At 71.7% G+C, this 25,813-nt stretch carries 26 protein-coding genes; 9 read left to right on the top strand and 17 right to left on the bottom strand.

The genetic code is table 11. From position 1 onward, the window contains the following. Positions 1-13: 13 nt before the first annotated feature. Positions 14-1,459, top strand: coding sequence for an aldehyde dehydrogenase family protein (locus ACWED2_RS37635; protein WP_449695286.1), 1,446 nt, complete (start codon positions 14-16; stop codon positions 1,457-1,459). On the opposite strand, the gene ACWED2_RS37640 is transcribed toward ACWED2_RS37635, so the two are convergent. The 3 genes from ACWED2_RS37640 to ACWED2_RS37650 form a co-directional block, all read right to left on the bottom strand. Beyond that, entirely contained in the window at positions 1,456-2,961 is a 1,506-nt protein-coding gene (locus ACWED2_RS37640; RefSeq protein WP_449695287.1) for an FAD-binding oxidoreductase, read from the bottom strand. The genes ACWED2_RS37635 and ACWED2_RS37640 overlap by 4 nt on opposite strands. Positions 2,962-3,033: 72 nt before the next feature. Continuing rightward, complete coding sequence (locus ACWED2_RS37645; RefSeq protein WP_449695288.1) at positions 3,034-3,741, bottom strand: maleylpyruvate isomerase N-terminal domain-containing protein; 708 nt, start codon at positions 3,739-3,741, stop codon at positions 3,034-3,036. Between the two features lie 10 nt (positions 3,742-3,751). Then, positions 3,752-5,458, bottom strand: coding sequence for an FAD-dependent oxidoreductase (locus ACWED2_RS37650; protein WP_449695289.1), 1,707 nt, complete (start codon positions 5,456-5,458; stop codon positions 3,752-3,754). Positions 5,459-5,612: 154 nt separating this feature from the next. Between ACWED2_RS37650 and ACWED2_RS37655 the strand changes: the two genes are divergently transcribed. Next, the gene (locus ACWED2_RS37655; protein ID WP_449695290.1) at positions 5,613-5,807 is read left to right on the top strand and encodes a DUF397 domain-containing protein; all 195 of its coding nucleotides are present in this window, start codon (positions 5,613-5,615) and stop codon (positions 5,805-5,807) included. On the opposite strand, the gene ACWED2_RS37660 is transcribed toward ACWED2_RS37655, so the two are convergent. The 5 genes from ACWED2_RS37660 to guaB all read right to left on the bottom strand — a co-directional run bounded on the left by ACWED2_RS37660 (position 5,791) and on the right by guaB (position 10,116). Beyond that, positions 5,791-6,924 (bottom strand): GuaB3 family IMP dehydrogenase-related protein, encoded by a 1,134-nt coding sequence (locus ACWED2_RS37660; protein ID WP_013222686.1) that lies wholly within the window; start codon positions 6,922-6,924, stop codon positions 5,791-5,793. The two genes, ACWED2_RS37655 and ACWED2_RS37660, sit on opposite strands and share 17 nt — an antisense overlap. 76 nt (positions 6,925-7,000) lie before the next feature. Continuing rightward, entirely contained in the window at positions 7,001-7,486 is a 486-nt protein-coding gene (locus ACWED2_RS37665) for a hypothetical protein (RefSeq protein ID WP_449695291.1), read from the bottom strand. 2 nt (positions 7,487-7,488) lie between these two features. Next, entirely contained in the window at positions 7,489-8,001 is a 513-nt protein-coding gene (locus tag ACWED2_RS37670; RefSeq protein WP_449695292.1) for a hypothetical protein, read from the bottom strand. Positions 8,002-8,075: 74 nt separating this feature from the next. Beyond that, positions 8,076-8,528, bottom strand: coding sequence for a DUF3574 domain-containing protein (locus ACWED2_RS37675; protein ID WP_449695293.1), 453 nt, complete (start codon positions 8,526-8,528; stop codon positions 8,076-8,078). Positions 8,529-8,604: 76 nt separating this feature from the next. Continuing rightward, a complete protein-coding gene (gene guaB, locus ACWED2_RS37680; protein WP_449695294.1) occupies positions 8,605-10,116 on the bottom strand; it encodes an IMP dehydrogenase in 1,512 nt (503 codons plus the stop codon). A gap of 140 nt (positions 10,117-10,256) precedes the next feature. Between guaB and ACWED2_RS37685 the strand changes: the two genes are divergently transcribed. Then, the gene (locus tag ACWED2_RS37685) at positions 10,257-10,652 is read left to right on the top strand and encodes a DUF5319 domain-containing protein (protein WP_003073549.1); all 396 of its coding nucleotides are present in this window, start codon (positions 10,257-10,259) and stop codon (positions 10,650-10,652) included. Between the two features lie 365 nt (positions 10,653-11,017). On the opposite strand, the gene ACWED2_RS37690 is transcribed toward ACWED2_RS37685, so the two are convergent. From ACWED2_RS37690 to ACWED2_RS37710, 5 genes are all read right to left on the bottom strand, one after another. Next, the gene (locus ACWED2_RS37690; RefSeq protein ID WP_449695295.1) at positions 11,018-11,953 is read right to left on the bottom strand and encodes an anti-sigma-D factor RsdA; all 936 of its coding nucleotides are present in this window, start codon (positions 11,951-11,953) and stop codon (positions 11,018-11,020) included. Beyond that, on the bottom strand, positions 11,954-12,526 hold the full coding sequence (locus ACWED2_RS37695) for a sigma-70 family RNA polymerase sigma factor (protein WP_026468912.1): 573 nt from the start codon (positions 12,524-12,526) through the stop codon (positions 11,954-11,956). A 410-nt stretch (positions 12,527-12,936) separates the two neighbouring features. Further along, positions 12,937-13,533 (bottom strand): response regulator transcription factor, encoded by a 597-nt coding sequence (locus ACWED2_RS37700; RefSeq protein ID WP_449695296.1) that lies wholly within the window; start codon positions 13,531-13,533, stop codon positions 12,937-12,939. Between the two features lie 131 nt (positions 13,534-13,664). Beyond that, positions 13,665-14,570 (bottom strand): hypothetical protein, encoded by a 906-nt coding sequence (locus ACWED2_RS37705; protein WP_449695297.1) that lies wholly within the window; start codon positions 14,568-14,570, stop codon positions 13,665-13,667. Between the two features lie 74 nt (positions 14,571-14,644). Beyond that, the gene (locus ACWED2_RS37710) at positions 14,645-15,550 is read right to left on the bottom strand and encodes a MerR family transcriptional regulator (protein WP_449695305.1); all 906 of its coding nucleotides are present in this window, start codon (positions 15,548-15,550) and stop codon (positions 14,645-14,647) included. A 248-nt stretch (positions 15,551-15,798) separates the two neighbouring features. Here ACWED2_RS37710 and ACWED2_RS37715 point away from each other — a divergent pair, with 248 nt between their 5' ends. Next, positions 15,799-16,101, top strand: a complete 303-nt coding sequence (locus ACWED2_RS37715) for a WhiB family transcriptional regulator (RefSeq protein WP_033261506.1) — start codon at positions 15,799-15,801, stop codon at positions 16,099-16,101. Positions 16,102-16,226: 125 nt separating this feature from the next. On the opposite strand, the gene groL is transcribed toward ACWED2_RS37715, so the two are convergent. Both groL and groES read right to left on the bottom strand, forming a co-directional pair. Further along, entirely contained in the window at positions 16,227-17,840 is a 1,614-nt protein-coding gene (gene groL, locus ACWED2_RS37720; protein ID WP_449695298.1) for a chaperonin GroEL, read from the bottom strand. Between the two features lie 97 nt (positions 17,841-17,937). Further along, entirely contained in the window at positions 17,938-18,231 is a 294-nt protein-coding gene (gene groES / locus ACWED2_RS37725; protein WP_004559922.1) for a co-chaperone GroES, read from the bottom strand. A 664-nt stretch (positions 18,232-18,895) separates the two neighbouring features. Between groES and ACWED2_RS37730 the strand changes: the two genes are divergently transcribed. Together ACWED2_RS37730 and ACWED2_RS37735 are read left to right on the top strand one after the other, a co-directional pair. Beyond that, positions 18,896-19,195, top strand: coding sequence for a hypothetical protein (locus ACWED2_RS37730; protein WP_449695299.1), 300 nt, complete (start codon positions 18,896-18,898; stop codon positions 19,193-19,195). Positions 19,196-19,283: 88 nt separating this feature from the next. Further along, positions 19,284-21,164 (top strand): N-acetylmuramoyl-L-alanine amidase, encoded by a 1,881-nt coding sequence (locus ACWED2_RS37735; RefSeq protein ID WP_449695300.1) that lies wholly within the window; start codon positions 19,284-19,286, stop codon positions 21,162-21,164. A gap of 20 nt (positions 21,165-21,184) precedes the next feature. Here ACWED2_RS37735 and ACWED2_RS37740 read toward each other — a convergent pair whose 3' ends face one another. After that, the gene (locus ACWED2_RS37740; protein WP_449695301.1) at positions 21,185-22,561 is read right to left on the bottom strand and encodes a glycosyltransferase family 2 protein; all 1,377 of its coding nucleotides are present in this window, start codon (positions 22,559-22,561) and stop codon (positions 21,185-21,187) included. Beyond that, entirely contained in the window at positions 22,558-23,079 is a 522-nt protein-coding gene (gene xrtP / locus ACWED2_RS37745) for an exosortase P (protein ID WP_449695306.1), read from the bottom strand. Before xrtP ends, ACWED2_RS37740 begins: the two co-directional genes overlap by 4 nt. 361 nt (positions 23,080-23,440) lie before the next feature. Between xrtP and ACWED2_RS37750 the strand changes: the two genes are divergently transcribed. The 3 genes from ACWED2_RS37750 to wecB all read left to right on the top strand — a co-directional run bounded on the left by ACWED2_RS37750 (position 23,441) and on the right by wecB (position 25,649). Further along, on the top strand, positions 23,441-24,208 hold the full coding sequence (locus ACWED2_RS37750) for a choice-of-anchor P family protein (RefSeq protein ID WP_449695302.1): 768 nt from the start codon (positions 23,441-23,443) through the stop codon (positions 24,206-24,208). An 11-nt stretch (positions 24,209-24,219) separates the two neighbouring features. After that, positions 24,220-24,399, top strand: a complete 180-nt coding sequence (locus ACWED2_RS37755) for an LPXTG cell wall anchor domain-containing protein (protein WP_247015003.1) — start codon at positions 24,220-24,222, stop codon at positions 24,397-24,399. Positions 24,400-24,503: 104 nt separating this feature from the next. Next, the gene (wecB, locus tag ACWED2_RS37760; protein WP_449695307.1) at positions 24,504-25,649 is read left to right on the top strand and encodes a non-hydrolyzing UDP-N-acetylglucosamine 2-epimerase; all 1,146 of its coding nucleotides are present in this window, start codon (positions 24,504-24,506) and stop codon (positions 25,647-25,649) included. The last annotated feature ends 164 nt before the right edge of the window (positions 25,650-25,813 follow it).

The following is a 25,813-nucleotide window of genomic DNA, read 5'->3' on the forward strand; positions in this document are numbered from 1 at the left end:
TACGTTGGTACGCATGGACATGATCACCCCCGAGCCGCGCCCCGCCTGGATCGCCGGCCGCCCGGAGCCGGGCGCCACCACCCTCGTCGTGCACCACCCGTACGACGGCAGCGAGGTCGCCACGGTCGCCGTGCCCGGGCCGGAGCAGGTCGAACGCGCGGTGGCCGCCGCGGCCTCGGTCGCCAAGGAGTTCCGGCGCAGCCCCGCGCACCTGCGCGCGGGCGCGCTCGACCACGTCTCCCGCGTGCTCGCCGGGCGCGCCGAGGAGATCGCCGAGGTGATCACCGCCGAGAACGGCAAACCGCTCAAGTGGGCCGAAGCCGAAGTCAAGCGCGCGGTCTCGGTGTTCCGGATCGCCGCCGAGGAGGCCCGCCGCTTCACCGGCGACGTCCAGCGCCTCGACACCGACCCCGCGGGCGAGGCGCGGCTGGCGCTGACCCGCCGCGTCCCGCGCGGGCCGGTGCTCGGCATCGCGCCGTTCAACTTCCCGCTCAACCTGGTGGCGCACAAGGTCGCGCCGTCGCTGGCGATCGGCGCGCCGATCATCGTCAAGCCCGCGCCGAGGACGCCGTTGTCGGCGCTGATCCTCGGCGAAATCCTGGCCGAGACGGACCTGCCGGAAGGCGCGTTTTCCGTGCTGCCACTGGGAAACGAGGAGACACGGGCGCTCGTCGCCGACCCGCGGCTGCCGGTCGTGTCGTTCACCGGCTCCGGCCCGGTCGGCTGGTCGCTCAAGGACGCCGCGCCGCGCAAGCACGTCGTGCTCGAGCTCGGCGGCAACGCGGCGGCGGTCGTGCTTCGCGACTGGCCCGACCCCGAGGGCGCCGCGCACCGGATCGCCACCTTCGGCAACTACCAGGCCGGCCAGTCGTGCATCGCGGTGCAGCGGGTGATCGTCGACGCCGCCGTGGCCGAGGAGTTCGTGCCCGCCCTGGTGGAAGCCGTCGAGTCGCAGCGCACCGGCGACCCGTACGACCGCAACACCGACGTCGGCCCGGTGGTCGACGAAGCCGCCGCCGAGCGGATCGTCGCGTGGGTCGACGAAGCCGTCGCCGCGGGCGCGAAGGTGCTCACCGGCGGCACCCGCGACGGCGCGACCGTGGCCCCGACGCTGCTCACCGACGTCCCGCCGGACACCAAGGCGTGGAACGAAGAGATCTTCGGGCCGGTGCTTGCTGTGTCCGTTGTGGAGGGTGTGGACGAGGCCTTCCGTTCGGTCAACGAATCCGCGTACGGCCTGCAGGCGGGCGTCTTCACCACCGACGTCCAGCTGGCGTTCCACGCGTCGGCCGAACTGGAGGTGGGCGGCGTGATCATCGGCGACGTGCCGTCCTACCGGGCCGACCAGATGCCCTACGGCGGGGTCAAGGGCTCCGGCGTCGGGCGCGAAGGCGTCCTCGCCGCCATGCACGACCTGACCGAGGAGCGCGTCACGGTCTTCACCGGTATCGACCTCTAAGTGCTGATGCCCTGCCCGAACCGGAAGACGTTGTGCGGGTCGTACTTGGCCGCGACGTCCTGGAGCCGCTTGGCGTTGTCGCCGTAGTAGGCGGTCTTCCAGTCGGGCAGGGCCGGGTCGATGTAGTTGACGTACCCGCCGCCCGCGCCGGCCGCGGCGAGGCCCGCGACGACTTCGCCGACGGCCTGCGTGACCTTCGTCCGGGTCTTCGCCGTCGCGGGCGCGTAGACCTGGACGCTGGCCAGCGCGTCGCGGTGCCAGAACGCGGTGGCGTCCTTGGCCGGCCCGGCGACCGCGCCGCCGAGACCGTCGATGAGCAGGTCCATGCCCTGCCTGCCGTCGGCGACCGCGACGACCTTCGCGGCGTCGACCGGGGTGGTGATCATCCGCGAGGACGCGATGAACGACTGGCGGTTCGAGCTGCCTTCGAAGTACTTCATGGCCCCGAGGTAGTCCAGGGTCTTCACCACGCGCTGCGTCGGCTTCGCGGCGGCGTTGGTGGTCAGGTTGTTCAGCAGCGTGTTCAGCCCGGCGGCGTCCCCGACGTAGCAGCCGCCGACCCGGCACTGCACCGGCGACCCGCCCGAGAGCACCAGGTTCGCCCAGAGCTCCGGCGGCATCGCGGCGATCCACTGCTGCCACGCGGCGAGCACGCCGCTCGCGGCCCCGGCCGGGAAGTGCAGCGAGAACACCGTCAGCTGCGGTGGCGCCGGATCGGTGTCGAAGGTGAACTCGGTGACGATGCCGAAGTTGCCGCCGCCCCCGCCGCGCAGCGCCCAGAACAGGTCCGGTTCGGACCCGGCGGAGGCGGTGAGCACCCGGCCGTCGGCGGTGACCACCTGGGCTGAGCTCAGGTGGTCACAGGTCAGGCCGTACTTGCGGGCGAGCACGCCGATGCCGCCACCGAGGGTCAGCCCGGCGATCCCGACCGTCGGGCAGGACCCGGCGGGCAGCGCGCGCCCGGCCCGCGCCAGCGCGGCGTAGACGTCCTTGAGCTTCGCGCCCGCGCCGATCACGGCCTTGCCGCCCTGGACGTCGACCTTGTTCAGCGCGGCGACGTCGATGACCAGCCCGCCCACGGGCACCGAGTAACCGGCGTAGCTGTGCCCGCCGCTGCGTGCGGCGATCGTGACGCGGCCGGCGGCCGCCCGGAGACAGGCCTGGACGTCCTGTGCGTTCGCCGCGGTCACCACGGTGACCGGGTTGTTGCCGTCGAACAGCGGGTTGAAGCCCAGTTTGGCGGTGTCGTAGCCCGCCGTGCCCGGCCGCAGCAGCGCGCCGGTCAGCTGGCTGCGCAGCTCGTCCCAGTTCGGCGGCCCGGTCGGCAGCCCGGTGGTGGGCGGGGCCGACGTCGGGGGCGCCGGGGCGGTCGAGGCCACCGGGGCCGCGGGGTTCTGCGGCCCGCAGGCGGCGGCGACGGCACCGGCCGCCGAGACACCCGCGATCCGCAGGAACGTCCGGCGGCGGACGCCGGGCCGCCCCTGGTCGTGCTCACTGTCCACAGCGGACTCCTCGGGGCCGGGAACGCCCAGTGTAGAGCGGGCGCAAGGCGTGCACCGGGCGGAGCCGACCGGTCACGCCCAGGCGGGGATCCGGGGCACGGCACCGTCGAGGGCGGCGCCGTCGGAACGCCCGCTGAGCCAGGCCAGCAGCGCCCCGGCCGAGCCGCGGACGGTCGTGTTCGGAGCCGCGCCCATCGTCCACTCGAACCCGTCGGCGGCCAAGCGCAGCGCGGGGAGGTGGGCGCCGCGCGAGGTCACGGCGTGCTGGACGACGTCCTCGGTGAGCGGGCCGAGCAGCGCGAGCACGCGGTCGAGGTCGTAGCCGCGGTCGAGGTCGGCGAGGTGGATGGTCAGTTCGGACAGCCGCATCCGCGCCACGACGGCCCCGGTGACGGGCTCGCCCTGCCGGTTGCGGGCTTCGCGCGCCCAGGCGTCGTCCGGCATCGCGGCGGCGTACTGCTCGAACCGCCCGGCCGACGCGACGAAGTCCGCGAGCAGGTCGGCGGCCGCCTGCCGGGCGCCGGTTTCGATGTCGCGCTCACGGGCCTCGGCGCTGGGGTACATCGGGGTTTCGACGCCGGTGTTCGCCCAGGTCAGCAGGTTCTGCAGGCCATCGGCGTTGCGGGCGAGGTGCGCGAGGACGTGGGCGCGCGACCAGCCGGGCAACGCACTGGGGGCGCGCAGCTCGGGCTCGCCGAGGCCACCGATGACCCGCGCCCATTCGTCGTCGAGCTTCCGGATGCCCTCGAGCAGTGCGTGTGCCTTCTCGGATGCCGTCACGGCCCCGAGTCTAGGACCGCCGCAAGGCCGCCGGGGCTTCCGCGGGCACGGCCGGGTTCTTCGGCGCGATCGGCGCCAGCCGGACGTACGGCGCGTCCTGCGCCGGCCGCAGGTCCTCCTCGCCCTTGTTCGGCCAGAAGGAGAACGCGCGCTCGGCCTGGGCCGTGATCGTCAGCGACGGGTTCACGCCGAGGTTGGCGGTGATCGCCGCGCCGTCCACCACCGACAGGTCCGGGTAGCCGAACACGCGGTGGTACGGGTCGATGACGCCGTCCTCCGCGGACGACCCGATCGGGACGCCGCCGATGAAGTGCGCGGTCAGCGGGATGTCGAAGATCTCGCCCCAGGTGCCGCCCGCGATGCCGCCGATGTGCTCGGCCGTGCGTTCGTTGGCCTCGTGGCCGGCCGGGATGAAGCTCGGGTTCGGCTCGCCGTGGCCCTGCTTGGACGTGTACTTGCGGCGGCCGAACAGCCCGCGCTTCGTGTACGTGGTGATCGAGTTGTCGAGGCTCTGCATCACCAGCAGGATCACCGTGCGCTCGCTCCAGCGGTAGCCGTTGAGCAGCTTCGCCGCCTGCACCGGGTGCTTGAGCATGAACGTGACCGCCTGCCGCCACCGCGGCACCGGCGAGGCGCCGTCCGTCGCGACCGTCTGCAGCAGGCTCATCGCGTTGCTGCCCTTGCCGTAGCGGACCGGCTCGATGTGGGTGTTCTCGTCCGGGTGGATGGACGAGGTGATCGCGACGCCGCGGCTGAAGTTCCGGCTCTCGTCGACGTCGGTGCGGGCCGCGCCGATGATGGCCTCGGAGTTCGTGCGGGTCAGCTCGCCCAGCCGCCGCGACAGGCGCGGCAGCGTGCCGGTGTCCTTCAGCTTGTGCAGCAGGTTCTGGGTGCCCCAGGTCCCCGCGGCGAAGACGACCTTCTCGGCCGTGATCGTCGTCCGGAACTTCTTCGAGGTCGTCCCGGTCTTCTTGAGGCCGACTTCGTAGCCGCCGTCGATCGGCTTCACCGACGTCACCGTCGTCAGCGGGATGACCCGCGCGCCGTCCTGCTCAGCCAGGTAGAGGTAGTTCTTGACCAGGGTGTTCTTCGCCCCGACGCGGCAGCCGGTCATGCAGGAGCCGCATTCGGTGCAGCCGACGCGCTCGGGGCCGGCGCCGCCGAAGTACGGGTCGGCCGCCTTCTCCCCCGGCTTGCCGAAGTAGACGCCGACGGGCGTCGGGTGGAAGGAACCGGCGACGCCCATGTCCTTCGCGACCTCGCGCATCACGACGTCCGACGGGGTGATCGTCGGGTTCGTGACGACGCCGAGCATGCGGCTCGCCTGGTCGTAGTGCGGGGCGAGCTCGGCCTCCCAGTCGGTGATGTGCGCCCACTGCTTGTCGGCGTAGAACGGCTTGAGCGGCCGGTACAGCGTGTTCGCGTAGACCAGCGAGCCGCCGCCGACACCGGCGCCCGCCAGCACCATGACGTCGTTGAGCATGTGGATGCGCTGGATGCCGTAGCAGCCGACCTGCGGGGCCCACAGGTAGCGCTTGAGGTCCCACGACGTCTTCGCGAACTCGTCGTCGGCGAACCGGCGGCCGGCCTCGACGACGGCTACCCGGTAGCCCTTCTCGGTGAGCCGCAGCGCCGCGACGCTGCCGCCGAACCCCGACCCCACCACGACGACGTCGTAGTCGGGGCCACCCGCACTGGTGGTGTTACTGGCAGTCACACCTGGAGCGTAACTCCGGCTCCGCGTTCTGACCAGAGGTAAGTTACCCGCCGGTCACGCTTGTCCGACGACAACAATGGGTAATCTCAAAGGTGGTCGATGTCCACGTCGGCGAATCACCGCCGGTCGGGACACAAGGGCGGGAGACACCACGATGAGCCCACGAACGCTCACCGGTTGGCGCAAGTCGAGCCACAGCCACTTCGAAGAGAACGCCTGCGTCGAGATCGGCACCGGCCACGGCGTGGTCGGGGTCCGGGACACCAAGCAAGCGGCGCCCCGGCCGGTCCTCGTCTACTCCGCGACCGCCTTCGCCGCGTTCCTCGGGCACCTCACCGCCGGACGGTGAGGCCCACCCGCTGGAACTCCTTGAGGTCCGAGTAGCCCGTCTTCGCCATCGCGCGGCGCAGCGCCCCGAAGAGGTTCACCACGCCTTCCGCGTCCGACGACGGCCCGAACAGCAGGGTCTTGAGGTCGACCGCGTAGTCGGGGCCCGCCGCCACGCGCGAGCGCGGCAGTGACGGGTGCGCCGCGGCCGCCGTCCAGTACAGGCCCTGACCGGGCGCGTCGGAGGCGGCGGCCAGCGGCGAACCCAGCATGACGGCGTCCGCGCCGCACGCGATGGCCTTGGCGATGTCGCCCGAAACCGTCATGCCGCCGTCGGCGAGCACGTGCACGTACCGGCCGCCCGTCTCGTCGAGGTAGTCGCGGCGGGCGGCCGCGGCGTCGATGATCGCCGTCGCCATCGGGACGCCGATGCCGAGCACGCGGTCGGTGCTCGTGACGCCCGGCGTGTAGCCGTGGCCGACGATGACGCCGGCCGCGCCGGTGCGCATCAGGTGCATCGCCGTGCGGTAGTCGCTGACCCCGCCGGCGATGACCGGGACGTCGAGGCGGCCGATGAACTCCTTCAGGTTCAGCGGCTCGGCATCGCGCTGGACGTGCTCGGCGGAGATGATCGTGCCCTGGACGACGAGGATCTCGACGCCGGCCGCGATCAGGTCCGGGGTCAGCTCGGCGGCGTGCTGCGGGCTGACCCGCGCCGCCACCGTGACGCCGGATTCGCGGACCGTCTTGATCGCCTCGGTCAGCAGGTCGAGCCGGATCGGCGCGGCGTGCAGCTCCTGCAGCACGCGGCCGACCGCGGTCGGGTCCTCGAGGTCCTCGGCCGCGCGGACGAGCTGGAAGATGGCGTCCTCGACGTTCGCGTGCCGCGCCCAGAGCCCTTCGGCGTTGAGCACGCCCAGGCCGCCGAGCTCGCCGACGGCGACCGCGGTGCCGGGCGAGACGATCGCGTCCGTCGGGTGCGTGACGAGCGGCAGGTCGAAGCGGTAGGCGTCGATCTGCCAGGAGGTGGACACCACCGAGGACGACCGAGTCCGCCGCGACGGCACGATCTCGACGTCGTCGAGGTCATACGCCCGCCGCGCGGTGCGGCCCATCCCGATCTCGACCAGGTCCCGCACGTGAAGCCTCCTCCGACGACGACAATCTGCCGTGCCCCATTGTCGCTAGGCCGCGTGGGTGACCCGCGCACGGGGGTTAGAACAGCAGCAGCACGGGCAGTGCGCCCGCCGCCAGCCCGGCCGTCACGCTCAGCGTGGCCAGTGCGGGCCGACCGGCCGAGGCGGCGGCGCCCAGCGTCAGGAGCAACAGCGGGGCGGCGATGAACACCACGACGATGCCGAGAGGGGCGGGAGAGTTCAAGGTCGCCGTCCGGCGGCCGTCGGCCTCCACCGCCCGCACCGACCTGCCGAGCTTGGAGATTTCCAGGAGGACCGGCGTTCCCGGCTGCAGGTCGAGGTTGCGGTCGCCCCCTGATGTCGCCAAGCGCTCGCCGGAAGCCGTGCGGAGGACGAGGTCGTACCTGCGGCCCTGCATGCCCATGTCGACGTCGTTTCGCGTCTCGACGACGGCTTCTTCCCGCTCTCCTGATCCACCCGCCTGGACGATCCCGAACGTCCCGAAGGCCAACACGGCCCCGGCGACGGCCGCGAACACCGCTGGTGTGATCAGTTTCCCGATCACCGCTACACCCTCACGAACACGGCGATCGGCGCCAGCAGTGCGCCCAGCGCGAGCGCCAGCCAGGTCGCCACCGGCGGGTAGACGTTGAGCCGGACCGCGCCGAAGTACACCGCGCCCAGGGCCAGCAGGCTGGTGATGATCAACAGCACCGGCCGGATCACGCCCGACCGCAGGTCGACCACGCCGCCGCCCGCGCGCAGGTACGCGATGCTGCCGTCCGCCGTCGAGACGTCGAGCGTCACCGGCTGACCGGCCGGGAGGTCGAGGCCGGAGTCCACCGCCGTGACGCGGTAGTGCCGGCCGCCCGCGGCGTCGACCTCGACGGTGTGACTCTCCGCGTCCTGGTACCCGCCGACCGGGAGCACGCCGCGCGTGTGGGACACCACGTGCCCGTCGACGCGGTACGTCGGCGCGTCACGGCCGGCGAGCACCTGGCACATCAGGCACACCACGCCGCCGAGGAACAGGGACACCAGGGCGACGGCCGTGAAGAACACCCTGCGCAGGACCGTCATGTGTTCTAGTGCACACCACGACTGCCACGCAAGGCGATAGGCCGATCACCGTAAGCACGCTAGGTCACCGGAGCTCAGAAGGAGACCTTCTCCACGGAGTCCGAACGCAGTACCGACTCCTGCTGGAACTGCTTCTTGTAGTCGGCGCGGAGCTCTTCGATCTCCCGGTCGGCGTCCCGGTTGCCGAACGGGTACAGCAGCACGATCACGTGCGTGTGTTCCCGGACGGTCGCCCCGGACCCGCCGCGCCACTGGCCGCTGCCGTCGAGGCGGGTGAAGCCGTCCGGGAACGCCGGGGTGATCTCCCGCTCGGAGAACCGCGCGAACTCCTGGTCGGTCACCTCGGTGCCGTCCGGCTTGCCGGTGCCGAAGAACAGCTCGGTGCGCTTCCAGATCTCCCCGGGCGACTGCACCTGGGCCACCTCGGCGGTCCCGGTACCCGAAGCCGCCGACGCCGCCGCGCCGCCGCCGAGCCCCAGAACCGCCGCTGCGGCCGCTACCGCCACCGTCCGTCGCGAAACCGCCATTCCGCTTCCCTCCTTGATCGCTGGAAACCCAGTCTCGCGATCAAGGAGGGCCGGCGGAATGTCCGATCGGGCTGTCTCAGCGGGTGGTGTAGTTCGGGGCCTCGACGGTCATCGTGATGTCGTGCGGGTGGCTCTCCTTGAGCCCGGCCGCGGTGATCCGGACCAGCTGCGCCTCCTGCAGCTGCGCGATCGTCTCGGCGCCCGCGTAACCCATGCCGGCGCGCAGGCCGCCGACCAGCTGGTGCACGACGTTGGCCAGCGGGCCGCGGAACGGGATCCGGCCCTCGATGCCCTCGGGGACCAGCTTGTCCTCGTTGAGCACGTCGTCCTGGGCGTAGCGGTCCTTCGAGTAGGACTTGCCCTGGCCGCGGGACTGCATCGCGCCCAGCGAGCCCATGCCGCGGTAGACCTTGAACTGCTTGCCGTTGACGAGGATCAGGTCACCCGGCGACTCGGCGGTGCCGGCGAGCAGGCTGCCCAGCATCACCGTGGAGGCGCCGGCCGCGATGGCCTTCGCGATGTCGCCGGAGTACTGGATGCCGCCGTCGCCGATCACCGGGATGCCCGCCGGGCGCGCGGCCTGGTCGGCCTCGTAGATCGCCGAGATCTGCGGCACGCCGACGCCGGCGACGATCCGGGTGGTGCAGATCGAGCCCGGGCCGACGCCGACCTTGATGCCGTCCGCGCCCGCGTCGACCAGCGCCTGCGCGCCGGCCCGGGTCGCGACGTTGCCGCCGACGATGTCGACCGACTCGCCCAGCTCCTTCTTCAGCAGCGAGACCGTGTCGACGACCGCGCGGGAGTGCCCGTGTGCGGTGTCGACCATCAGCACGTCGACGCCGGCTTCGGCGAGCGTCATCGCGCGCTTGTGGCCGTCGACGCCCACGCCGACCGCGGCGCCGACGATGAGCCGGCCGTCCGGGTCCTTCGTCGCCTTCGGGTACTGCTCGGTCTTCACGAAGTCCTTGACCGTGATCAGGCCGCGGAGCTTGCCCGCGCCGTCGACGATCGGCAGCTTCTCGATCTTGTGCCGGCGCAGCAGGCCGAGCGCGGCGTCCGCCGACACCCCGACCTGGGCGGTGACCAGCGGCGCCTTCGTCATGACCTCGGACACCGGGCGGCTGTGGTCGACCTCGAACCGCATGTCGCGGTTGGTGATGATGCCCACCAGCGTCCCGGCCGCGTCGGTCACCGGCACGCCGGAGATGCGGAACTTCGCGCACAGGGCGTCGACCTCGGCGAGCGTCGCGTCCGGCGCGCAGGTGACCGGGTCGGTGACCATGCCGGCCTCGGACCGCTTGACGACCTCGACCGCGGCGGCCTGCTCGTCGATCGGCAGGTTGCGCTGGAGGACACCGATGCCGCCTTGGCGGGCCATCGCGATGGCCATCCGCGCCTCGGTGACGGTGTCCATGGCCGCGGACACCAGCGGGACGCCGAGGGTGATGTTCCGGGTCAGCCGGGAGCTCGTGTCGACGGCGCTCGGAACGACGTCCGATTCGGCCGGCAGCAGCAGCACGTCGTCGAAGGTCAGGCCGAGCATGGCGAACTTGGCCGGAACGGGGGCGGTGGTGCCGTCGCTGGTCATAGCGGGTGAAGGGCCTTCCTGGCGCGGGATGAGCGTGTCGCTGTGTTCGATCAACGGCGACTCGGAGCCTTCCCCTCATGATATCCGCCGCTCCCCGCCCGCCCCGGGCGGTGGGCGGGCCGGTGGGGCCGCCCGGTACCGTGCAGGCCGTGGCGCACGATGTCCTGCCTCCAGACCCGTTCGCGGACGACCCGGACGACCCGGCCCGCGCATTCGGAGACCCCGAGGACCGGCTGGACGAGCCGATCAGCGACTCCGAACGCACCGAGCTGCTGGCCGATCTCTCGGACCTGGCCGTCTACCAGGCCCTGCTCGAACCCCGCGGGGTACGCGGGATCGTGGTCGACTGCGGCGAGTGCGACGAACCCCACTACCACGACTGGCACCTGCTGCGGGCCAGCCTCGAGCAGCTGCTGGCAGACGGGCGGATGCGCCCGCACGAGCCGGCCTACGACCCGAACCCCGGCGACTACGTGAGCTGGGACTACTGCCGCGGTTTCGCTGATGGGGTCACGGCCAACGAAAGCGCCTACTGAGCGCTTCGCGGACGCGAGAAAGCCCTGGTGAGCTTCCTCACCAGGGCTTTCTCGGCTTTCGTGACCTGCGCGGTCTGCCCGGCTTGTTCGGGTAGCGCCTTCGCGGCCCCGCGGCTCCCGCGGACTCCCGCGCGATCTGCCCGGCTTGTTCGTGGAGCGCCAGCGCGGCGTGTTGCCCGGCAGGCTGGCTCGCCCGCGGACTCGCTGCGCGGCCTGCCCAGTTAGCTCGGGTACCGCCGACACGCCGCGTTGCCCGGCAGACTCGCGCTGCCCCGCGGCTCCCGCGGACTCGCTGCGCGGCCTGCCTGGCCGATCCTGGTCGCGTGACGCTGCCCGGCAGCTCCTGCTGCCGGGCGGGACCGCCGCTACGGCGTTTCGCTGACGCCCTGTGGCTGACCGCCGGCGGACTCGCTGCGCGGGGTGCCCGGGTCGTTGCCGGTGGCGCCGGTCGTCGTCGGGGGCGCTGCGGTCGTGGTCGGCGGTGGGGTCGTGGTCGGCGGCGGGGGCGTCGGTGTGGGGGTCGCGCTGCCCGGCAGGCTCGTCGTGCCGCTGCCGCTGCCGGGGAGGGACGACGCCGATCCGGGCGGGGCCGCCTGGCTCGTCGGCGCGCCCGGGGAAACCGGCGCCACCGAGGTCTGGATCGGGCCCTGGACCGGCGCCTCGGGGTTCTGGAGCTGGGCGGCGAGCTGCCGGTGCTGCTCCATCAGCTGGTCGCGGTTCTCCTCGTCGGTGACCTGCGACAGGGCGGCCTGGGCGTCCTGGAGGGCCTGGCGGGCGGCGTCGAGGTTGCCGCCGGCGATGGCGAGGTTGGCCTTCTCGAGGTCGAGCTTCGCGGTCGCGGCCGCCTCGACCGAGCGGGTGTGGTCGGAGTAGAGGACCTTGGCGAGGCCCCACAGCGTGTCGCCGGGCTGTGCGGAGCGCGCGGCCAGCCCGGTGCCGGTGAACGCGATCGCCAGCACGGCGGCGGCGACGGCGACCGGGACGAGCAGCCTGCGGCGGCGTCCGCTCGAGGCGTGCCGCTTCGCGAGGGCGGCGGTACTGACGGTGCGCACGGCGGTGTCGACGTCGACGAGCTCGGCCAGCGGCTCGCTGTCGATGTCTCTTCGCCACGCCACCAGCAACGCGTTGAGCTCCTGGTCGCCGAGACCGTCGGCCAAGGCCGGGTCGGACCCGCCCAGCGCGTCGAGCAGCGCGTCGTCGGCCTGCACAGCCGACAGGTCGGCGGCGAATTCCGCCTCCGACGCCGTCAGGCCACTGCCGAAGACGTCATCCGGCTCGAATCTCTTCTCGTGACCGGTCACTCAGATCACCTCCTCCGCGGCCAGGACCTTTCTCAGCCGCGCGAGGGCGCGGTGCTGGGCGACGCGGACGGCGCCGGGGGTGGAGCCGACCGCGTCCGCGGTCTCCTCCGCCGACAGGCCGACGACCACGCGCAGCACCACGATCTCCCGCTGCTTGTCCGGCAGCACCTGCAACAACTGGGACATCCGCTCGTTCAGCTCACCTTGCAGCGCCCGCTGCTCGGGACCGACCCCGCCCTCGACCTCGTCGGGGATCTCGGCCACCGGCTCGGCCCGGTTGCGCGCCGCCGCGCGGTGCGCGTCGGCCACCTTGTGCTGGGCGATCCCGTAGACGAAGGCCAGAAACGGGCGGCCTTGATCGCGGTACGAGGGCAATGCCGTTAGCACCGCGAGACACACCTCCTGCGCAACATCGTCTGCCGAAGCGAACGATCGCTCCTGCCTGCCAACCCGGGCGCGGCAATACCGCACTACCAGTGGACGGATAGCAGCCAGCAGCCGCTCCACTGCCTGGGGATCTCCCTCGACAGCAGCGGCGACCGGCTCATCCAGTCCATCCCCCACATTGGCCATCGCAGACAACAGTCCCAGTGTTACGTGTAGGTGTGCAAAGAACCCGGCCCGTGGTCGCCTCCACCGCGCACCGGTGACCGCTACCGTACCGTCGGCTCACTCCGGGCCGGCGCGCGCGGTGTACCCGGGCGTGCCGCGGCGGTCGGAAGCGTGAAAATACGGTTCTTCCGGGGTTCCGGATGGCGGAGCCCCGGTTGTTGCGGGTCGTGCTGGAGACCCGCGGTCGCCGATTCAACGAGCGAGCCCGGCCGCGGGTACGAGATCCGCCGGAGGGGCGGGGCGGCGGGGTGAAATCCGCCACGTCGAACGCCGGAGTGTGATGGGGACCACATAGATGCGGGCCAGGGCGGAACACCCTGGCCCGTCGTCACCTGGGAACCGGCCGTGTCAGGAACGGGGAGAGCGGCGGGTCAGCTGACCAGGCCGCGGCGGAAGCCGTGCGCGACGGCCTGCGCGCGGTCACGCACGCCGAGCTTGCGGAACAGCCGCCGGGCGTGCGTCTTCACCGTGTCCTCGGACAGGTAGAGCTCGCGGCCGATCTGGCCGTTGCTCTTGCCCTGGCTCATCCCGCGGCGCACCTGAAGCTCGCGCTCGGTCAGCTGGACGCCCGGGTCGGACGGCTGACGGGGCGCGGGCACCGAGGTGCTCGCCAGGGTGTGGGCCAGCGCGGCGACCAGCTCCGGCCGGGACGCGTCCCAGCGGAGGTAGCCGCGGGCACCGCCGGCGATCGCGGCGGCGATGCTGCCGGCGTCGTCCGGGGCGCCGAAGACGATGACGTTCGCCTGGGGGTTGGCCGAGACGAGCCGCCGGGTGGCTTCGACACCCGTCGGGACCGCGCGCTGCGTCCCGACCAGCACGACGTCGACGGGCTGACGGGAGTACCGGGCCAGCAGCTCGTCACCGTGCGCTACGCAGTCGATGCGACTGACCCCAGGGACCGCGGACATCACTCGGGTGAGCCCTTCACGGACACTGCGTCGGTCGTCGCAGATCAAGACCGTCGTCACGGGGTTTCCTTCCTGCAGCCGGGTGACATTCCTCTTCCCCTATCGGACGCTTTAGCCCGAACCTTGACACGATCCGGTGGCTTTTTTTGAACTTTCTTAGCCCGGATGCCGGAACACCCCATTCCGACGGCTCAACCACCCGGGACGGGGACCCATGGTGATTCCCCCGCAACCCTCCTCCCGCAAGGATCTGCGCTTCGTAACACTGCGTGCAACACCTGCGCCACTCTGAATCGATACTCCTCGGCGTGTCCTGGGCGCAGGTCGGCCGCGACGAGCGCCGCCGGCCACGAAAGTGAACGCAGTTCGCATTCCTCCGCCGTCGCCATTGCATTTCCGACAAGGTCGTCCGAAATCTTCCGGTGATCGGGATCCCCGGCGGAGAGGAGGGCCACGGCCAGCACAATCCGGGATTTCGCGGTGTGCCGCCGCGCGCCCCGCGCGAGCGCGGTTTCCAAAGCGCGCTCGGCATGCGGCACGGCGGCGGCGCCCTGACCTGCGGCGAGCTCGATTTCGGCGCCCACCCAGCCGCCGCGGACCGCGGCCCGCCACCCGGCTTTCCCGGCGGCGGCCCGCTCGGCGAGCCGGCGCGCGGCGGTGAGGCGGCCGAGCGCCAGGTTGTCGGCGGCCAGGCCGAGCAGGGCGTCGGCCCGGGCGCCGGCGGCGTCGAGACCGTCCGGGTCGGGCTCGGCTGCTTCGAGGGGGGTGGCCTTGGCGTCGAGGCCGTGGTGGTCTGGCTCGGTGCCCAGCCGAGCGGCACTGGCCAAGGCCTCCCCGTCGAGCGCGCGGGCCCGGCGGTGGCCGCCCAGCTGCCGCCGGTGCGAGGCGAAGGTGCTGGCGGCGAGGGAGGCCGTCACCGGGTCGCTCTCCCGCCGGAGGCGATCGAGCAGCGTGGCCGCGGCCGCGTACCGGCCCTGAGCACCGAGGACGACGGCGGCGAGCAGCCGTTCCCGCGGGCTGCCGGCGCCGCGCACGGCGGCGGGATCGGGCAGCGGGTCGCTCCCGAACGCGGCGGCCCTCAGGGCGGGTTCGTGCACCCGTCCTTTCTAGCGGTTCGCACCGACAAAAACATGATCGAAGTGCCGTCACGCACGCCGCCGGAGGGCGGGAGCTACCGCCGGCCGCCGACCAGGACGTGCTCGATGCGGTCCGCCGCCGACGGCAGGTCCGTCAGCAGTTCCACCTTGTCCGGCAGCCCCGCCGGGTCCCAGCCGGGGCCGCAGGCGAACAGCCGGCTGCGCTGGCGGCCGCGGGACACCCGCGCGAACAGCCGCGCGTCCGCCACCCCGCGTCCGTGGGCCCACAGCACCACCGCGGCCGGCGCGCTGCGGCGGACCGCCACCGCCAGCACCTCGGCCGGCAACGGCACGCCGAACAGCTGCGCGCCGATCCGGCGGCCGGCCAGGGATGCCGCCAGCGCGTACATCGGCATCGAGTCGCGCTCGTCCGGGACGCAGCCGAGGAGGACCGGGCGGGTGTTGCGCGGCTCGTCGAGCACCGGGGTCGCGCGGACCAGCGCCGCGAACACGCACTCCGCGAGCAGGTACTCGACCTCCGCGCCCGCGCTCGCGCCGCGCCAGCGCGCCCCGAGCGCCGAGAGCACCGGCTCGATCACGCCCGTCCACGCGGGGAGCACGCCGAGCTCGGCGATGGTGTCCGCGAGCATCCGCTGGACCGCGCCGACGTCCATCGCCAGTGCCGCGGTGCTCAGCCGGCGGGCCAGGCGGGACCGGACCTCGTGACCGTCGTCGGCGACCGCCGACTCGGGCGGTTCGCCGGGCTCCTCCGGCTGCGGCGGGCCGGAGCGCGGGATCTGCTCGAGGGCGTAGCGGGCCGCTTCGGCCGTCGACGCGCCGCTGAGGAGGGCGCGCTGCATCAGTTCGAGGCGGCCGATGTCGGAGGTGCCGTAGCGGCGGTGGCGGCCGTCGGTGTGGCGGCTGGGCCCCAGTCCGTAGCGGCGGTCCCAGGTTCGGAGGGTGGACGGCGCGACCCCGAGCCGGCGGGCGACCGAGGCCACCGGCAGGGTGGGTTCTTCGGTGCCCGACCCAGCTCCCACGAGGCTCAATATCCAGGCACCCAGCGCAGTCGGCAACCGGAGGCGAAAGCCCTGCTCACACATCCGGGGGATGCCTAACGGCTGAATCGAACCGAATCGCTTGAACAAGTATTGGCGCGCTTCTAACGTTACCGCCGTTGCACCGAATGGAGTATCGGCACCACAGCGAAGCAGCTAGCGGCATCGACCGGATGACGGAGGCGGTCAGGATGGCAGACACGCGCAGGCTCCCAGGACCCAACGCCGACATGTGGGACTGGCAGCTCGAAGGGTCGTGCCGGGGGATGGACAGCGCGTCCTTCTTTCACCCGGACGGCGAGCGCGGCCCGGCGCGGGCACGACGGGAGGCCAGAGCGAAGGCCGTCTGCCTGAGCTGCCCGGTCTTGGAGATGTGCCGCAGCCACGCGCTGGCGGTGCACGAGCCGTACGGCATCTGGGGCGGGCTTTCGGAGTCCGAGCGGGAGCACATCATCAAGTCGGACAAACGCGCGCTCAGCATGTCCGGCGGCTGAGCGCGCCACAGGCTGGACACAACACAGACATCGGAGGGCGGCACCGGGTGGGGTGCCGCCCTCCGTGCCGTTCAGGGCATGAAAACGGGGCGGCACGAGTGCCGCCCCGTCGTCGTGGAACTGCGTCAGTGCGAGTGGCCGTGGCCCGCCGCGGCGGGCTCTTCCTCGGCCGGCTTCTCGACGACCGACGACTCCGTCGTCAGCACGAGCCGCGCGATCGAGGCGGCGTTCGCCACCGCGGACCGGGTCACCTTGACCGGGTCGACGATGCCGGCGGCCAGCAGGTCGGTGAGCTCGCCGGTGGCGGCGTTGAAGCCCTGGCCCCAGCCCTGCTCCTGCACCTTGTTGACGATGACCGCGCCCTCGTGGCCCGCGTTGGTCGCGATCCAGAACAGCGGGGCCGTCAGCGCGTCCTTGACGATGCGCACGCCGGTGGCCTCGTCGCCCTCCAGGCCCAGGCCGCCCTCGAGCTCCTTGACCGCGTGGACCAGCGCCGAACCGCCGCCGGGCAGGATGCCCTCCTCGACGGCCGCCTTGGTCGAAGCCACGGCGTCCTCGATGCGGTGCTTGCGCTCGTTCAGCTCGGTCTCGGTGGCCGCGCCGACCTTGATGACCGCGACGCCGCCGCCGAGCTTCGCGAGCCGCTCCTGCAGCTTCTCGCGGTCCCAGTCGGAGTCGGTGGTCTCGATCTCCTTGCGGATCTGCGCGACCCGCCCGGCGATGGCGTCCTTGGAGCCGGCACCGTCGACGATCGTGGTGTCGTCCTTGGTGACGACGATCCGGCGGGCCTTGCCCAGCGCGCCGAGGTCGACGTCGGACAGCTTGCGGCCGATCTCCGCGGAGATGACCTCGCCGCCGGTGACGACCGCGAGGTCGTCGAGGAACGCCTTGCGGCGGTCGCCGAAGAACGGCGCCTTGACCGCCACGGCGGTGATCGTCTTGCGCAGCGAGTTCACCACGAGGGTGGACAGCGCCTCGCCGTCGACGTCCTCGGCGATGATCAGCAGCGGCTTCTTGGCCTCGACGACCTTCTCCAGCACCGGCAGCAGGTCGGCCAGGGCCGAGATCTTCTCGCGGTGCAGCAGGACGTAGGCGTCCTCGAGGATCGCCTTCTGCTCCTCCGGGTTGGTCGCGAAGTGCGCCGAGAGGAAGCCCTTGTCGAACTGGACGCCCTCGGTGATCACCAGCTCGGTCGCCAGGGTCGACGACTCCTCGATGGTGATGACGCCGTCTTCGCCGACCTTCTCGACGGCTTCGCCGAGCAGGGCGCCGATGTTGGCGTCACGGGAGGTCACGGTGCCGACCTGGGCGATGTTCTCGCGGCCCTTGACCGGGGTGGCCTTGGCCTTGAGGACCTCGATGACCTTCTCCGCGGCGGCCTCGATGCCGCGGCCGATCGAGGTCGGGTTGGCGCCGGCCGCGACGTTGCGCAGGCCGACCTTCACCAGCGACTGCGCGAGCACGGTCGCGGTGGTGGTGCCGTCGCCGGCGACGTCGTTGGTCTTGGTGGCGACGCTCTTGGCGAGCTGCGCGCCGAGGTTCTCGAACGGGTCGTCGAGCTCGACCTCACGGGCGACGGTGACACCGTCGAGGGTGATGGTCGGGCCGCCGAACTTCTTGTCGAGCACGACGTGGCGACCACGCGGGCCGAGGGTGACCTTGACGGCGTCGGCGAGCTTGTTCACCCCGCGCTCCAGCGCGCGACGAGCGTCCTCGTCGAAACTGATCTGCTTGGGCATAGCGTGTTCCGCTTACCTTTCGAAGTCTCTGGACGCAAGAACGCCCCGCTCCCCGGCGTTGTGCGGGGCCCGGGGCGTCATGCGCTGCGAGCGGACGTCAGTTGATGACGGCCAGCACGTCGCGGGCGGACAGGATGAGGTAGTCCTCACCGTTGTACTTGACCTCGGTGCCGCCGTACTTGGAGTAGATGACGACGTCGCCGACGTTCACGTCCAGCGGGACGCGGTTGCCCTTGTCGTCGATCCGGCCCGGGCCCACGGCCAGAACCTTGCCCTCCTGGGGCTTCTCCTTGGCGGTGTCGGGGATGACGAGGCCGGAAGCGGTCGTCTCCTCGGCCTCGCTCGTCTGGACGACGATCTTGTCCTCGAGCGGCTTGATGTTCACGCTCACCGGGTTGACCTCCACGGTCGTCGAAAGCGTTGGCAGGATGTGGTTACGGCTCTACCACCCCCGCCGTCGCGGGTGCCGGGGCTGTCGGGCCGTGCGATTAGCACTCTAGCCACGTGAGTGCCAGTCGTGCAAGGAGGGTCCACCCGACGTGCGACAGTGCCGCCGGACGGGCCCTGACCGGCCTCTTTGTTCCGCGCGGGTTCCACCGAAGGCCGCGCTTGATGGCGGCGCCGCGTTCCGGGAAACTGGCAGGGCGACAGATGGTTAGGTCTTGTGCGGTCCCCTGGGACCAATAGGCCCGCAGCTTGGTGGCTGCACCCGGCCGGGGGAGGCACTTGACGTGACGATCTCTTGCGCCGCTGGCCAGCCTGCGGCCCCCGGCGAAGTGCACTGGCCGGGGGCTGTGGCCGGCCGCCGGGACGGGATCCTCCGCGACCGGGCCACACGCCGGTCCAAGCCCACACCGGCCGGCGCCTCCTCCGCCCCACCAAGCCGCACCGGGCAACGGTCCAAACCCACCGCCCTACACCTCCCCCGCCCCCGACCCGGCACTGACATCCGATCGGGTGGCGCCGCCCGCCAGGGGAACCCGCTGGTACCGGGCACCGTTGGACCGGCATCTGTGACGCGGGGCACTCACCCGCCTCGTCGAGAGGGGAGCCGCATGTCCGAGTCCCGCCGCGACGACTGGCTGGCGCTGGGCGAGCAGTACGCCAAGATCGACGGCCTGCTGCACGCCCCGGGTGCCGACTACGCCATCACCGCGACCCACCACGTCTCGGCCGGCACGATGGACGGCGTGACCGGCGTGTTGTTCGGTCTCGTCCGAATGTCGCTCGCCCAGTACTCCGCCGACCAAGATGCCCGGGACAGGGTCGGCTCCCGCCGTCGGGTGCACCTCGAGGCGTCCGACGAGCTGTTCTCGGACGAACGGCCCACCACTCCGCCCACGATCGGCGCGTGAAGCACCACCCGGCACACCTCTTACCCCCGGCGTGAGTTTCTGGTTAGGTTTTGACCTCTGGCACCTGCACCCTGGGGGTTCATTGCCCATGTCCCGCCCCATCCCGAGAACCACGGCCATCGCCGCCGCCATCACCCTCCTCACCGGCCTGGCCGCGGCACCGGCCGAAGCCCAAGCCGACACCACGAGCCAACGCCAACGCGACTTCGCGGCGGCAGCACGCGAGTTCAACGTCCCGGAGAACGTCCTCCTCGGCGTCTCCTACCTCGAGTCTCGCTGGGACACCAACGCCGGAACGCCCAGCACCTCGGCCGGCTACGGCCCCATGCACCTCACGGACCTCCGGGAGGCCGGCGTCGCCGGCACCCACCACGACGAGGGCACCGAAGACGCCCGGGGCGACGACGCGCGCCCGGCCGTGCACCCGCAGGCCGGCCCCGCCGCCCCGCCACCCACCCTGCAGACCGTCGACGAGGCCGCGCGGCTCCTGAAAACCGACGCGAAAACGCTGCGCACCGATCCCGCCCAGAACATCCGCGGCGGCGCCGCCCTCCTCGCGAAGTACAACACCGGCAAGAACTGGTACGACGCCGTCGCGCGCTACAGCGGCTCCGCCGACCAGGCCGCCGCGCAGACCTTCGCCGACGAGGTCTTCGACACGATCAAGACCGGCACCGCCCGGACCACGGACGACGGCCAGCAGGTCACCCTGGCCCCGACGCCGGACCTGGTCGTCCCGCAGCACGCCGGCTCGACGCCGAAAGACGTCGAATGCCCGCGCCGGGTCACCTGCGAGTCCGTCCCCGCGCCCTACCAGGAGCTGCCGAAGGACGACTACGGCAACCACGACCTCGCGAACCGGCCGTCGAGCCAGAAGATCGACCACATCGTCATCCACGACACCGAGGGCTACTGGGCCAACGTCCTCGACCTCGTCCAGGACCCGACGTACGTGAGCTGGCACTACACCATCCGCTCGGCCGACGGCCTGATCGCGCAGCACGTGCCGGCCAAGGACGTCGCCTGGCACGCCGGCAACTGGTACGTCAACGCGAAGTCGATCGGCATCGAGCACGAGGGCTTCGCCGCGAAGGGCACCTGGTACACCGAGGCCATGTACCGCACGAGCGCGAAGCTCGTCGGCTACCTCGCGCGCAAGTACGGCATCCCGCTGGACCGCGCGCACATCATCGGCCACGACAACGTGCCCGGCACCGTCCCGTCGACCATCGCGGGCATGCACTGGGACCCGGGCCCCTACTGGGACTGGTCGCACTACTTCGACCTGATGGGCGCCCCGCTCGGCGGGTTCGGCCTGCCCGGCTCGTCGCTGGTCACCATCGACCCGGACTTCGCGAAGAACCAGCCCGCGTTCACCGGCTGCGACAAGTCCGGCAGCGGCACGCCCTGCCCGCTGCGCGGCTCGGAAGCCGTCGTGCTGCACTCGGAGCCGAGTGAGTCCTCGCCGCTGCTGGTCGACATCGGCCTGCACCCGAAGGGGACGGCGTCCACCATGGACGTCGCCGACGTCGGCAGCCGGGTCGCGACCGGCCAGCGGTACGCCGTCGCCGAAGTCCGCGGCGACTGGACGGCGATCTGGTACCTCGGCCAGAAGGGCTGGTTCCGCAACCCGCGCGGCGCCCGGGTCGCGAAGCCCGCGATCGGCTGGGTCGCGACGCCGAAGCCGGGCCTCGCGACCGTGCCGGTGTACGGCCGCGCCTACCCCGAGCCCGAGGCGTACCCGGCCGGTGTGACCGTGCAGACCATCACGCCGCTGCCGTACACGCTGTCCGCCGGGCAGAAGTACTCCTCCGGCGGCACGGTGGGCTCCGAGTACTACTGGGCGACCACCTTCGACCCGGCGAACCACGTGGTGGTGAAGGGCAAGCTCAAGTACGTCCAGATCCAGTTCGGGCACCGGATCGCCTTCGTCAAGGCCGACGACGTCCGGATCGTCCCGGCGTTCTGACCGCGGGGTGGAGGTCGCGCTCACGCGTCGAGCGCGACCTTCACCCCGGCCGCCTGCTCGGTGTTGCGGCGCGTCTTCGCCCAGCCGTTGCGCCCGCGGACGAGCCGGAACAGCGCCCGCCACGACGTCACGTAGAACGTGTAGATGTACAGCGCGTAGGCGAGGCCCATGCCCAGCCCGCGCAGGATGTTCCTGCTGCGCAAGCACTTCAGCTGGTAGATCGGGCCCCAGACGAGGAACGGCAGCAGCCCGAACGAGCCGTAGATGGCGAAGAGGATCCAGGCGCCGCCGGTGAACCACGTCCACATCTGCGCCGGGTCGCCCGCGGTGCCGATCACCAGCAGCACGAACGGGATCGGGTACAGCAGCGAGCCGAGCAGCTGCAGCCACGGCTGGGCCAGGTAGTACATCATCTCCGCCGCGCCGAGCGTGCTGACGTGCGGGGAATCCCAGATCCGCCGCAGGTACCGGGCGCACTGCATGGTGCCCTGGCCCCACCGCGTGCGCTGCACGAGGAACCGCCGCAGGCTGTACAGACCTTCCTGCGACACGTGCGAATCCGGGGTGAACCCGGTGCGCCAGCCCGCGGTGAGCAGGTGGACGCCGAGTTCGAAGTCCTCCAGCAGCGAGCCCCGCCACGGCTCCCCGGCGTCGCCCGCGATCGAGTCCAGCGCGGTGAGGCGGGTGAACTGGCCGTTGCCGCCCATGGAGATCGTGCCGGTGAACCCGCGGGACGTCTGGATCGCCGCGATCGCCGTGCGGAACTCCAGGTCCTGCAGCTGCGCGAGCTTGAGGCCGAACCAGCGGCCAAGGGGGTTGCGCGTCGGCGGCGGCGTGCCGGCGTTGCCCATCCGGACGTCGAGCTGGACCGCGCCGACCGCCGGGTCGCCGAAGAGGTGGTCCGCCGCGCAGACCTCCAGGCAGTTCGGTGCCGGGCGGCCGTCGGCGTCGACGACCACCACGACGACGTCTTCGCGGCTCGCGTCCGGGCCCATCCACTCGCTCAGGGCGCGGTAGGCCGCGTTCAGCGCGTCACCCTTGCCGGTGCGGGCTTCGGGGCGCACGCGCGGCACCAGGTGCAGGTACGGGTCGTAGCCGCCGTGGCGCCGCCACAGCATCCGGACGACGCGGGCGGTGCGGTCCTCCGAGTCGTCGTCGACGACCCAGACGTGGGCCTGGCGGAAGGTCGTGCGCAGGTAGCGGACGGTCTCGCGGATGACCGTCTGCTCGTCGCGGCACGGCACGAAGAAGTGCCAGGTGAAGCCGGCCGGGTCGCCGACCGGGCCGGGCTTGCGGCGCAGGTAGGGCACCACGATCACCACGACGTAGACGAGGAACGCCACGCTCATGGTGAGCGCGAACGCCTGGGTGATCGCCAGCAGGACCTTGACGCTCATGCGTTCTGCTCTGCCTTCTTCAAGCGTGTGGCGAGCCAGACGAACAGGACGATCGAGACGGCGCCGCCGAACACGCTCACCATCGAGCCGAGCAGCGTGTGGCCCCAGTAGTAGCCCTCGTCGGTGCCGAACCCGTGCACGAGCCCGACGATCGTCAGAATGCGGAGCTGGTTCACGAGTATGACGACCACCGCCGAAATGCCGAGCGAAAAGAACAGCCGCCGCGCATTCGACGGCCGGAAGTAGAGCATGGCCATGGTCACAACGAGCAGCGGAAGCAAAAGGAACGCCGAGGAACATTCCGGAGTCATTCTCAACCCGAACGGAGCAGCACTGGTCAACCCAAAGTAAACAGACTCCCGATCGGGGGCGATATAAACACCCGATGTAGTGAACACCTCGAGGATTGCGCCGGCGAGCCGCACTTCCAGTTCGCGGTACAACCGCTCGGCCAGCACCACCACGACCCCCGCGGCGGCCAGCGCGCTCAGCGCCACGACCAGCGGAAACCTTGCCATTCCTGAGTTCGGAGCGCTCGCTACCGCCACGACGTTCCTCTCGGTGTCGATTTTCCGATCAAGTTGCGGGCACCGGCGAGCGTAGGACATGCGCGCCCGCGGTTTCCACCCGGCGGGGTGGTTTGTCGCCCCATTCGGCTGGAAGTTCGGCGAACTTGTTACGCCATCCGAGTGATATCGAAAACGACCAGCGGAAACGGCGCCGAGCCTTACCCGATCCGGTGATTCGGGAAATTATGTGTGCTATTCGCTCCGGTCTTCGCGATAGTCGATCCGCGTGCCGAGTCGAGGCAAGCCGGTTCGATCCGCGCCACCGTCACGCACACCCCGGATAAATCCAGCGAATTCGGAGGACCACTTGATGAAGAGCTCCCTCGTGCGCCGCGGCGGACTGCTCGCCGCGGTCGTGGCGAGCGTCGTGCTCGCCGGCGCGGCCCCCGCTTCGGCGGCCCCCGGCGACGGATCCGCGTACGGCGTCTGGGTCGACGTGCACCTGCTCGGCCAGAAAGCGGTGGAGGCCGGCCCGCTCGCGGCGGCGAACACCGCGGGCCCGGCGAGCAACAGCCTGGCGAAGGCGGAGGTGCCCGGCATCCTCACCGCCGGCGCGGTGAACACGGAGGCGAAGCGGGACGAGAACTCCGGTGCGGTGACGGCGAAGGCGAGCACCGCCGACGTCACGCTGCCGCTGCTCAAGACGGCACTGGGCAACGTCGGCATCAAGCTCGTCGAGGCCGTCTGCACCGCCACGCAGAAGGGCGTCGAAGGCAGCACGAAGCTGGTCGGCGCGAACCTCGGCAGCGCCGGCGCGGTCGACGCCGCCCCGGCGCCGAACACGAAGATCAAGGTCGGGCTCGGCACGCTCAACGTCGCGACGGTCACCCTCAACGAGCAGATCAAGAACAAGGACGGCAGCCTCACGGTCAACGCCGTCCACGTGCAGCTGCTCGGCGGCGGCGCCGGGGCGCTCGGCTCGGGTGACGTGATCGTGTCGCAGGCCAACTGCGGCCCGGCCGCGCCGCCGATGCCGCTGGCGTCCGGCGCCGGGCTCTGGATCGGGCTCGGCCTGCTCGGCGCCGTCGCGGTGCCGGTCGGCACCCGCATCTTCCGCCGCCGTTCCGCTCAGGCCTGAGTGAGGTCCGGATGTACAAGATGCCGGGCGCCGGAGTCGGCGTGGCCGGAGGCGGGGTCGGCACCCTCGCCGCCACCGGCGCCGACATCGGGTGGTGGCTGGCCGTCGGCGTGCTGCTGGTCCTGCTCGGGACCGTCGCGCTGATCGCCGTCCACCGCCGCAACCGCCGTCTTTCCCAGGCGCGGGACTGAAGACGGCGTTCCTCGGCCGCCGGCGTGTGCCCCTCGCACGCCGGCGGCCCTACTCGGTGGAAATTCCCAGGACACTGGACGATGTGGAGAAGAGGCGGCACGGGGTGGACGTGATGTTGCTGGCCGGGACGCGGCCGGAAGCCGTCAAGCTCGCGCCGCTGGCCTTGGCGCTGGCGGCCCATCCGGTGCTGCGCCCGGTCGTGGTGCACAGCGGCCAGCACCCGGGCATGGTCGAGCAGGCCCTGGAGCCGTTCGGGCTGACCGTGGACGGGTGGCTCGACGTGCCGCCGCGGGTGACCGGCGGCCAGGCCGAGCTGGTGGCGGGCCTGCTGCCCGCACTCGACGACGTGCTTCGCCGCCACGCCCCGGCCGCGCTGGTCGTGCAGGGCGACACGACGACGACCCTGGCCGGCGCGCTGGCGGCGTTCTGGCTGGGCATCCCGGTGGTCCACCTGGAGGCCGGGCTGCGCACCCACGACCTGGCGGCACCGTTCCCGGAGGAGGGAGCGCGGCAGATGGTGTCCCGGATCGCGGCCCTGCACCTGGCCCCGACCCTCGGCGCGGCGGCGGCATTGCGCTCGGAAGGCGTTGCGCGGCAACAGATCGCGGTCACGGGCAACACGGTGGTCGACGCGGTGCTCGAGATCGCGGCCCGCGACCTCCCGGCCCGCGACACGGCGCTGGCACTGCTGGAGATGGAGCTCGCGGAGGCGGGCGAGCGCCTGGTGCTGGTGACGTCCCACCGCCGCGAGTCCTGGGGCGAGCCCTTGGAGCGGACGCTGGCGGCGGTTCAGCTGATCGTGGCCGAGCACCCGGACGTCCAGGTGCTGTTCCCGGCACACCCGAACCCCCAGGTCCGCACCCAGGTGGAGGCGGCGCTGACCGGCCTGCCCCGGGTGACGGTGACGGACCCGCTGGAGTACCCGGACCTGGTCCGCGCGCTGCGGCTGGCGTCGTTGGTACTGACGGATTCGGGCGGCATCCAGGAGGAGGCCCCGACGTTCGGCACCCCGGTGGTGGTCCTGCGCGACGTGACGGAGCGGGCAGAGGTGGTGGAGGCGGGCTGCGCCTGGCTGGCGGGAACGGACACCGCAAAGATCGTGGACCTGGCGGCCCAGCTGCTGAGCGGGGAGTTGCGCCCAGCCCAGGTGGGAAACCCTTACGGGGAAGGAAACGCGGCGACATTGGCGGTCGCGGCAATCGAGGAGCTACTGGGCGTACGAGCCGTGACCCCGGCAAAGGCTTCGTAGCGAGCCCCGGCAGCACAGGACGCTCACATCCCGCGACACGGCAACGCAACTCCACAACACGACGCCCAGCCCCCCCCGTTACCTTTTTCGTGGCTCCCATCAGGGAGTTGTGGTCGCCAGGCCCGGCATGACTTGCGCCCCCAGTCGAACCCATGATCCGGGGG

This window comes from Amycolatopsis sp. NPDC005003 (genome assembly GCF_053600695.1).

What these genes read in the sequence shown, in the direction of transcription:
- ACWED2_RS37755 (WP_247015003.1), top strand. Translation starts at nt 24,220, where the DNA reads ATGTACAAGATGCCGGGCGCCGGAGTCGGCGTGGCCGGAGGCGGGGTC.
- guaB (WP_449695294.1), bottom strand. Translation starts at nt 10,116, where the DNA reads ATGACCAGCGACGGCACCACCGCCCCCGTTCCGGCCAAGTTCGCCATG.
- ACWED2_RS37675 (WP_449695293.1), bottom strand. Translation starts at nt 8,528, where the DNA reads ATGGCGGTTTCGCGACGGACGGTGGCGGTAGCGGCCGCAGCGGCGGTT.
- ACWED2_RS37740 (WP_449695301.1), bottom strand. Translation starts at nt 22,561, where the DNA reads ATGAGCGTCAAGGTCCTGCTGGCGATCACCCAGGCGTTCGCGCTCACC.
- ACWED2_RS37750 (WP_449695302.1), top strand. Translation starts at nt 23,441, where the DNA reads ATGAAGAGCTCCCTCGTGCGCCGCGGCGGACTGCTCGCCGCGGTCGTG.
- ACWED2_RS37635 (WP_449695286.1), top strand. Translation starts at nt 14, where the DNA reads ATGGACATGATCACCCCCGAGCCGCGCCCCGCCTGGATCGCCGGCCGC.
- ACWED2_RS37730 (WP_449695299.1), top strand. Translation starts at nt 18,896, where the DNA reads ATGTCCGAGTCCCGCCGCGACGACTGGCTGGCGCTGGGCGAGCAGTAC.
- ACWED2_RS37655 (WP_449695290.1), top strand. Translation starts at nt 5,613, where the DNA reads ATGAGCCCACGAACGCTCACCGGTTGGCGCAAGTCGAGCCACAGCCAC.
- xrtP (WP_449695306.1), bottom strand. Translation starts at nt 23,079, where the DNA reads ATGGCAAGGTTTCCGCTGGTCGTGGCGCTGAGCGCGCTGGCCGCCGCG.
- ACWED2_RS37715 (WP_033261506.1), top strand. Translation starts at nt 15,799, where the DNA reads ATGGCAGACACGCGCAGGCTCCCAGGACCCAACGCCGACATGTGGGAC.
- ACWED2_RS37670 (WP_449695292.1), bottom strand. Translation starts at nt 8,001, where the DNA reads ATGACGGTCCTGCGCAGGGTGTTCTTCACGGCCGTCGCCCTGGTGTCC.
- groL (WP_449695298.1), bottom strand. Translation starts at nt 17,840, where the DNA reads ATGCCCAAGCAGATCAGTTTCGACGAGGACGCTCGTCGCGCGCTGGAG.
- ACWED2_RS37695 (WP_026468912.1), bottom strand. Translation starts at nt 12,526, where the DNA reads ATGGCCAATGTGGGGGATGGACTGGATGAGCCGGTCGCCGCTGCTGTC.
- ACWED2_RS37735 (WP_449695300.1), top strand. Translation starts at nt 19,284, where the DNA reads ATGTCCCGCCCCATCCCGAGAACCACGGCCATCGCCGCCGCCATCACC.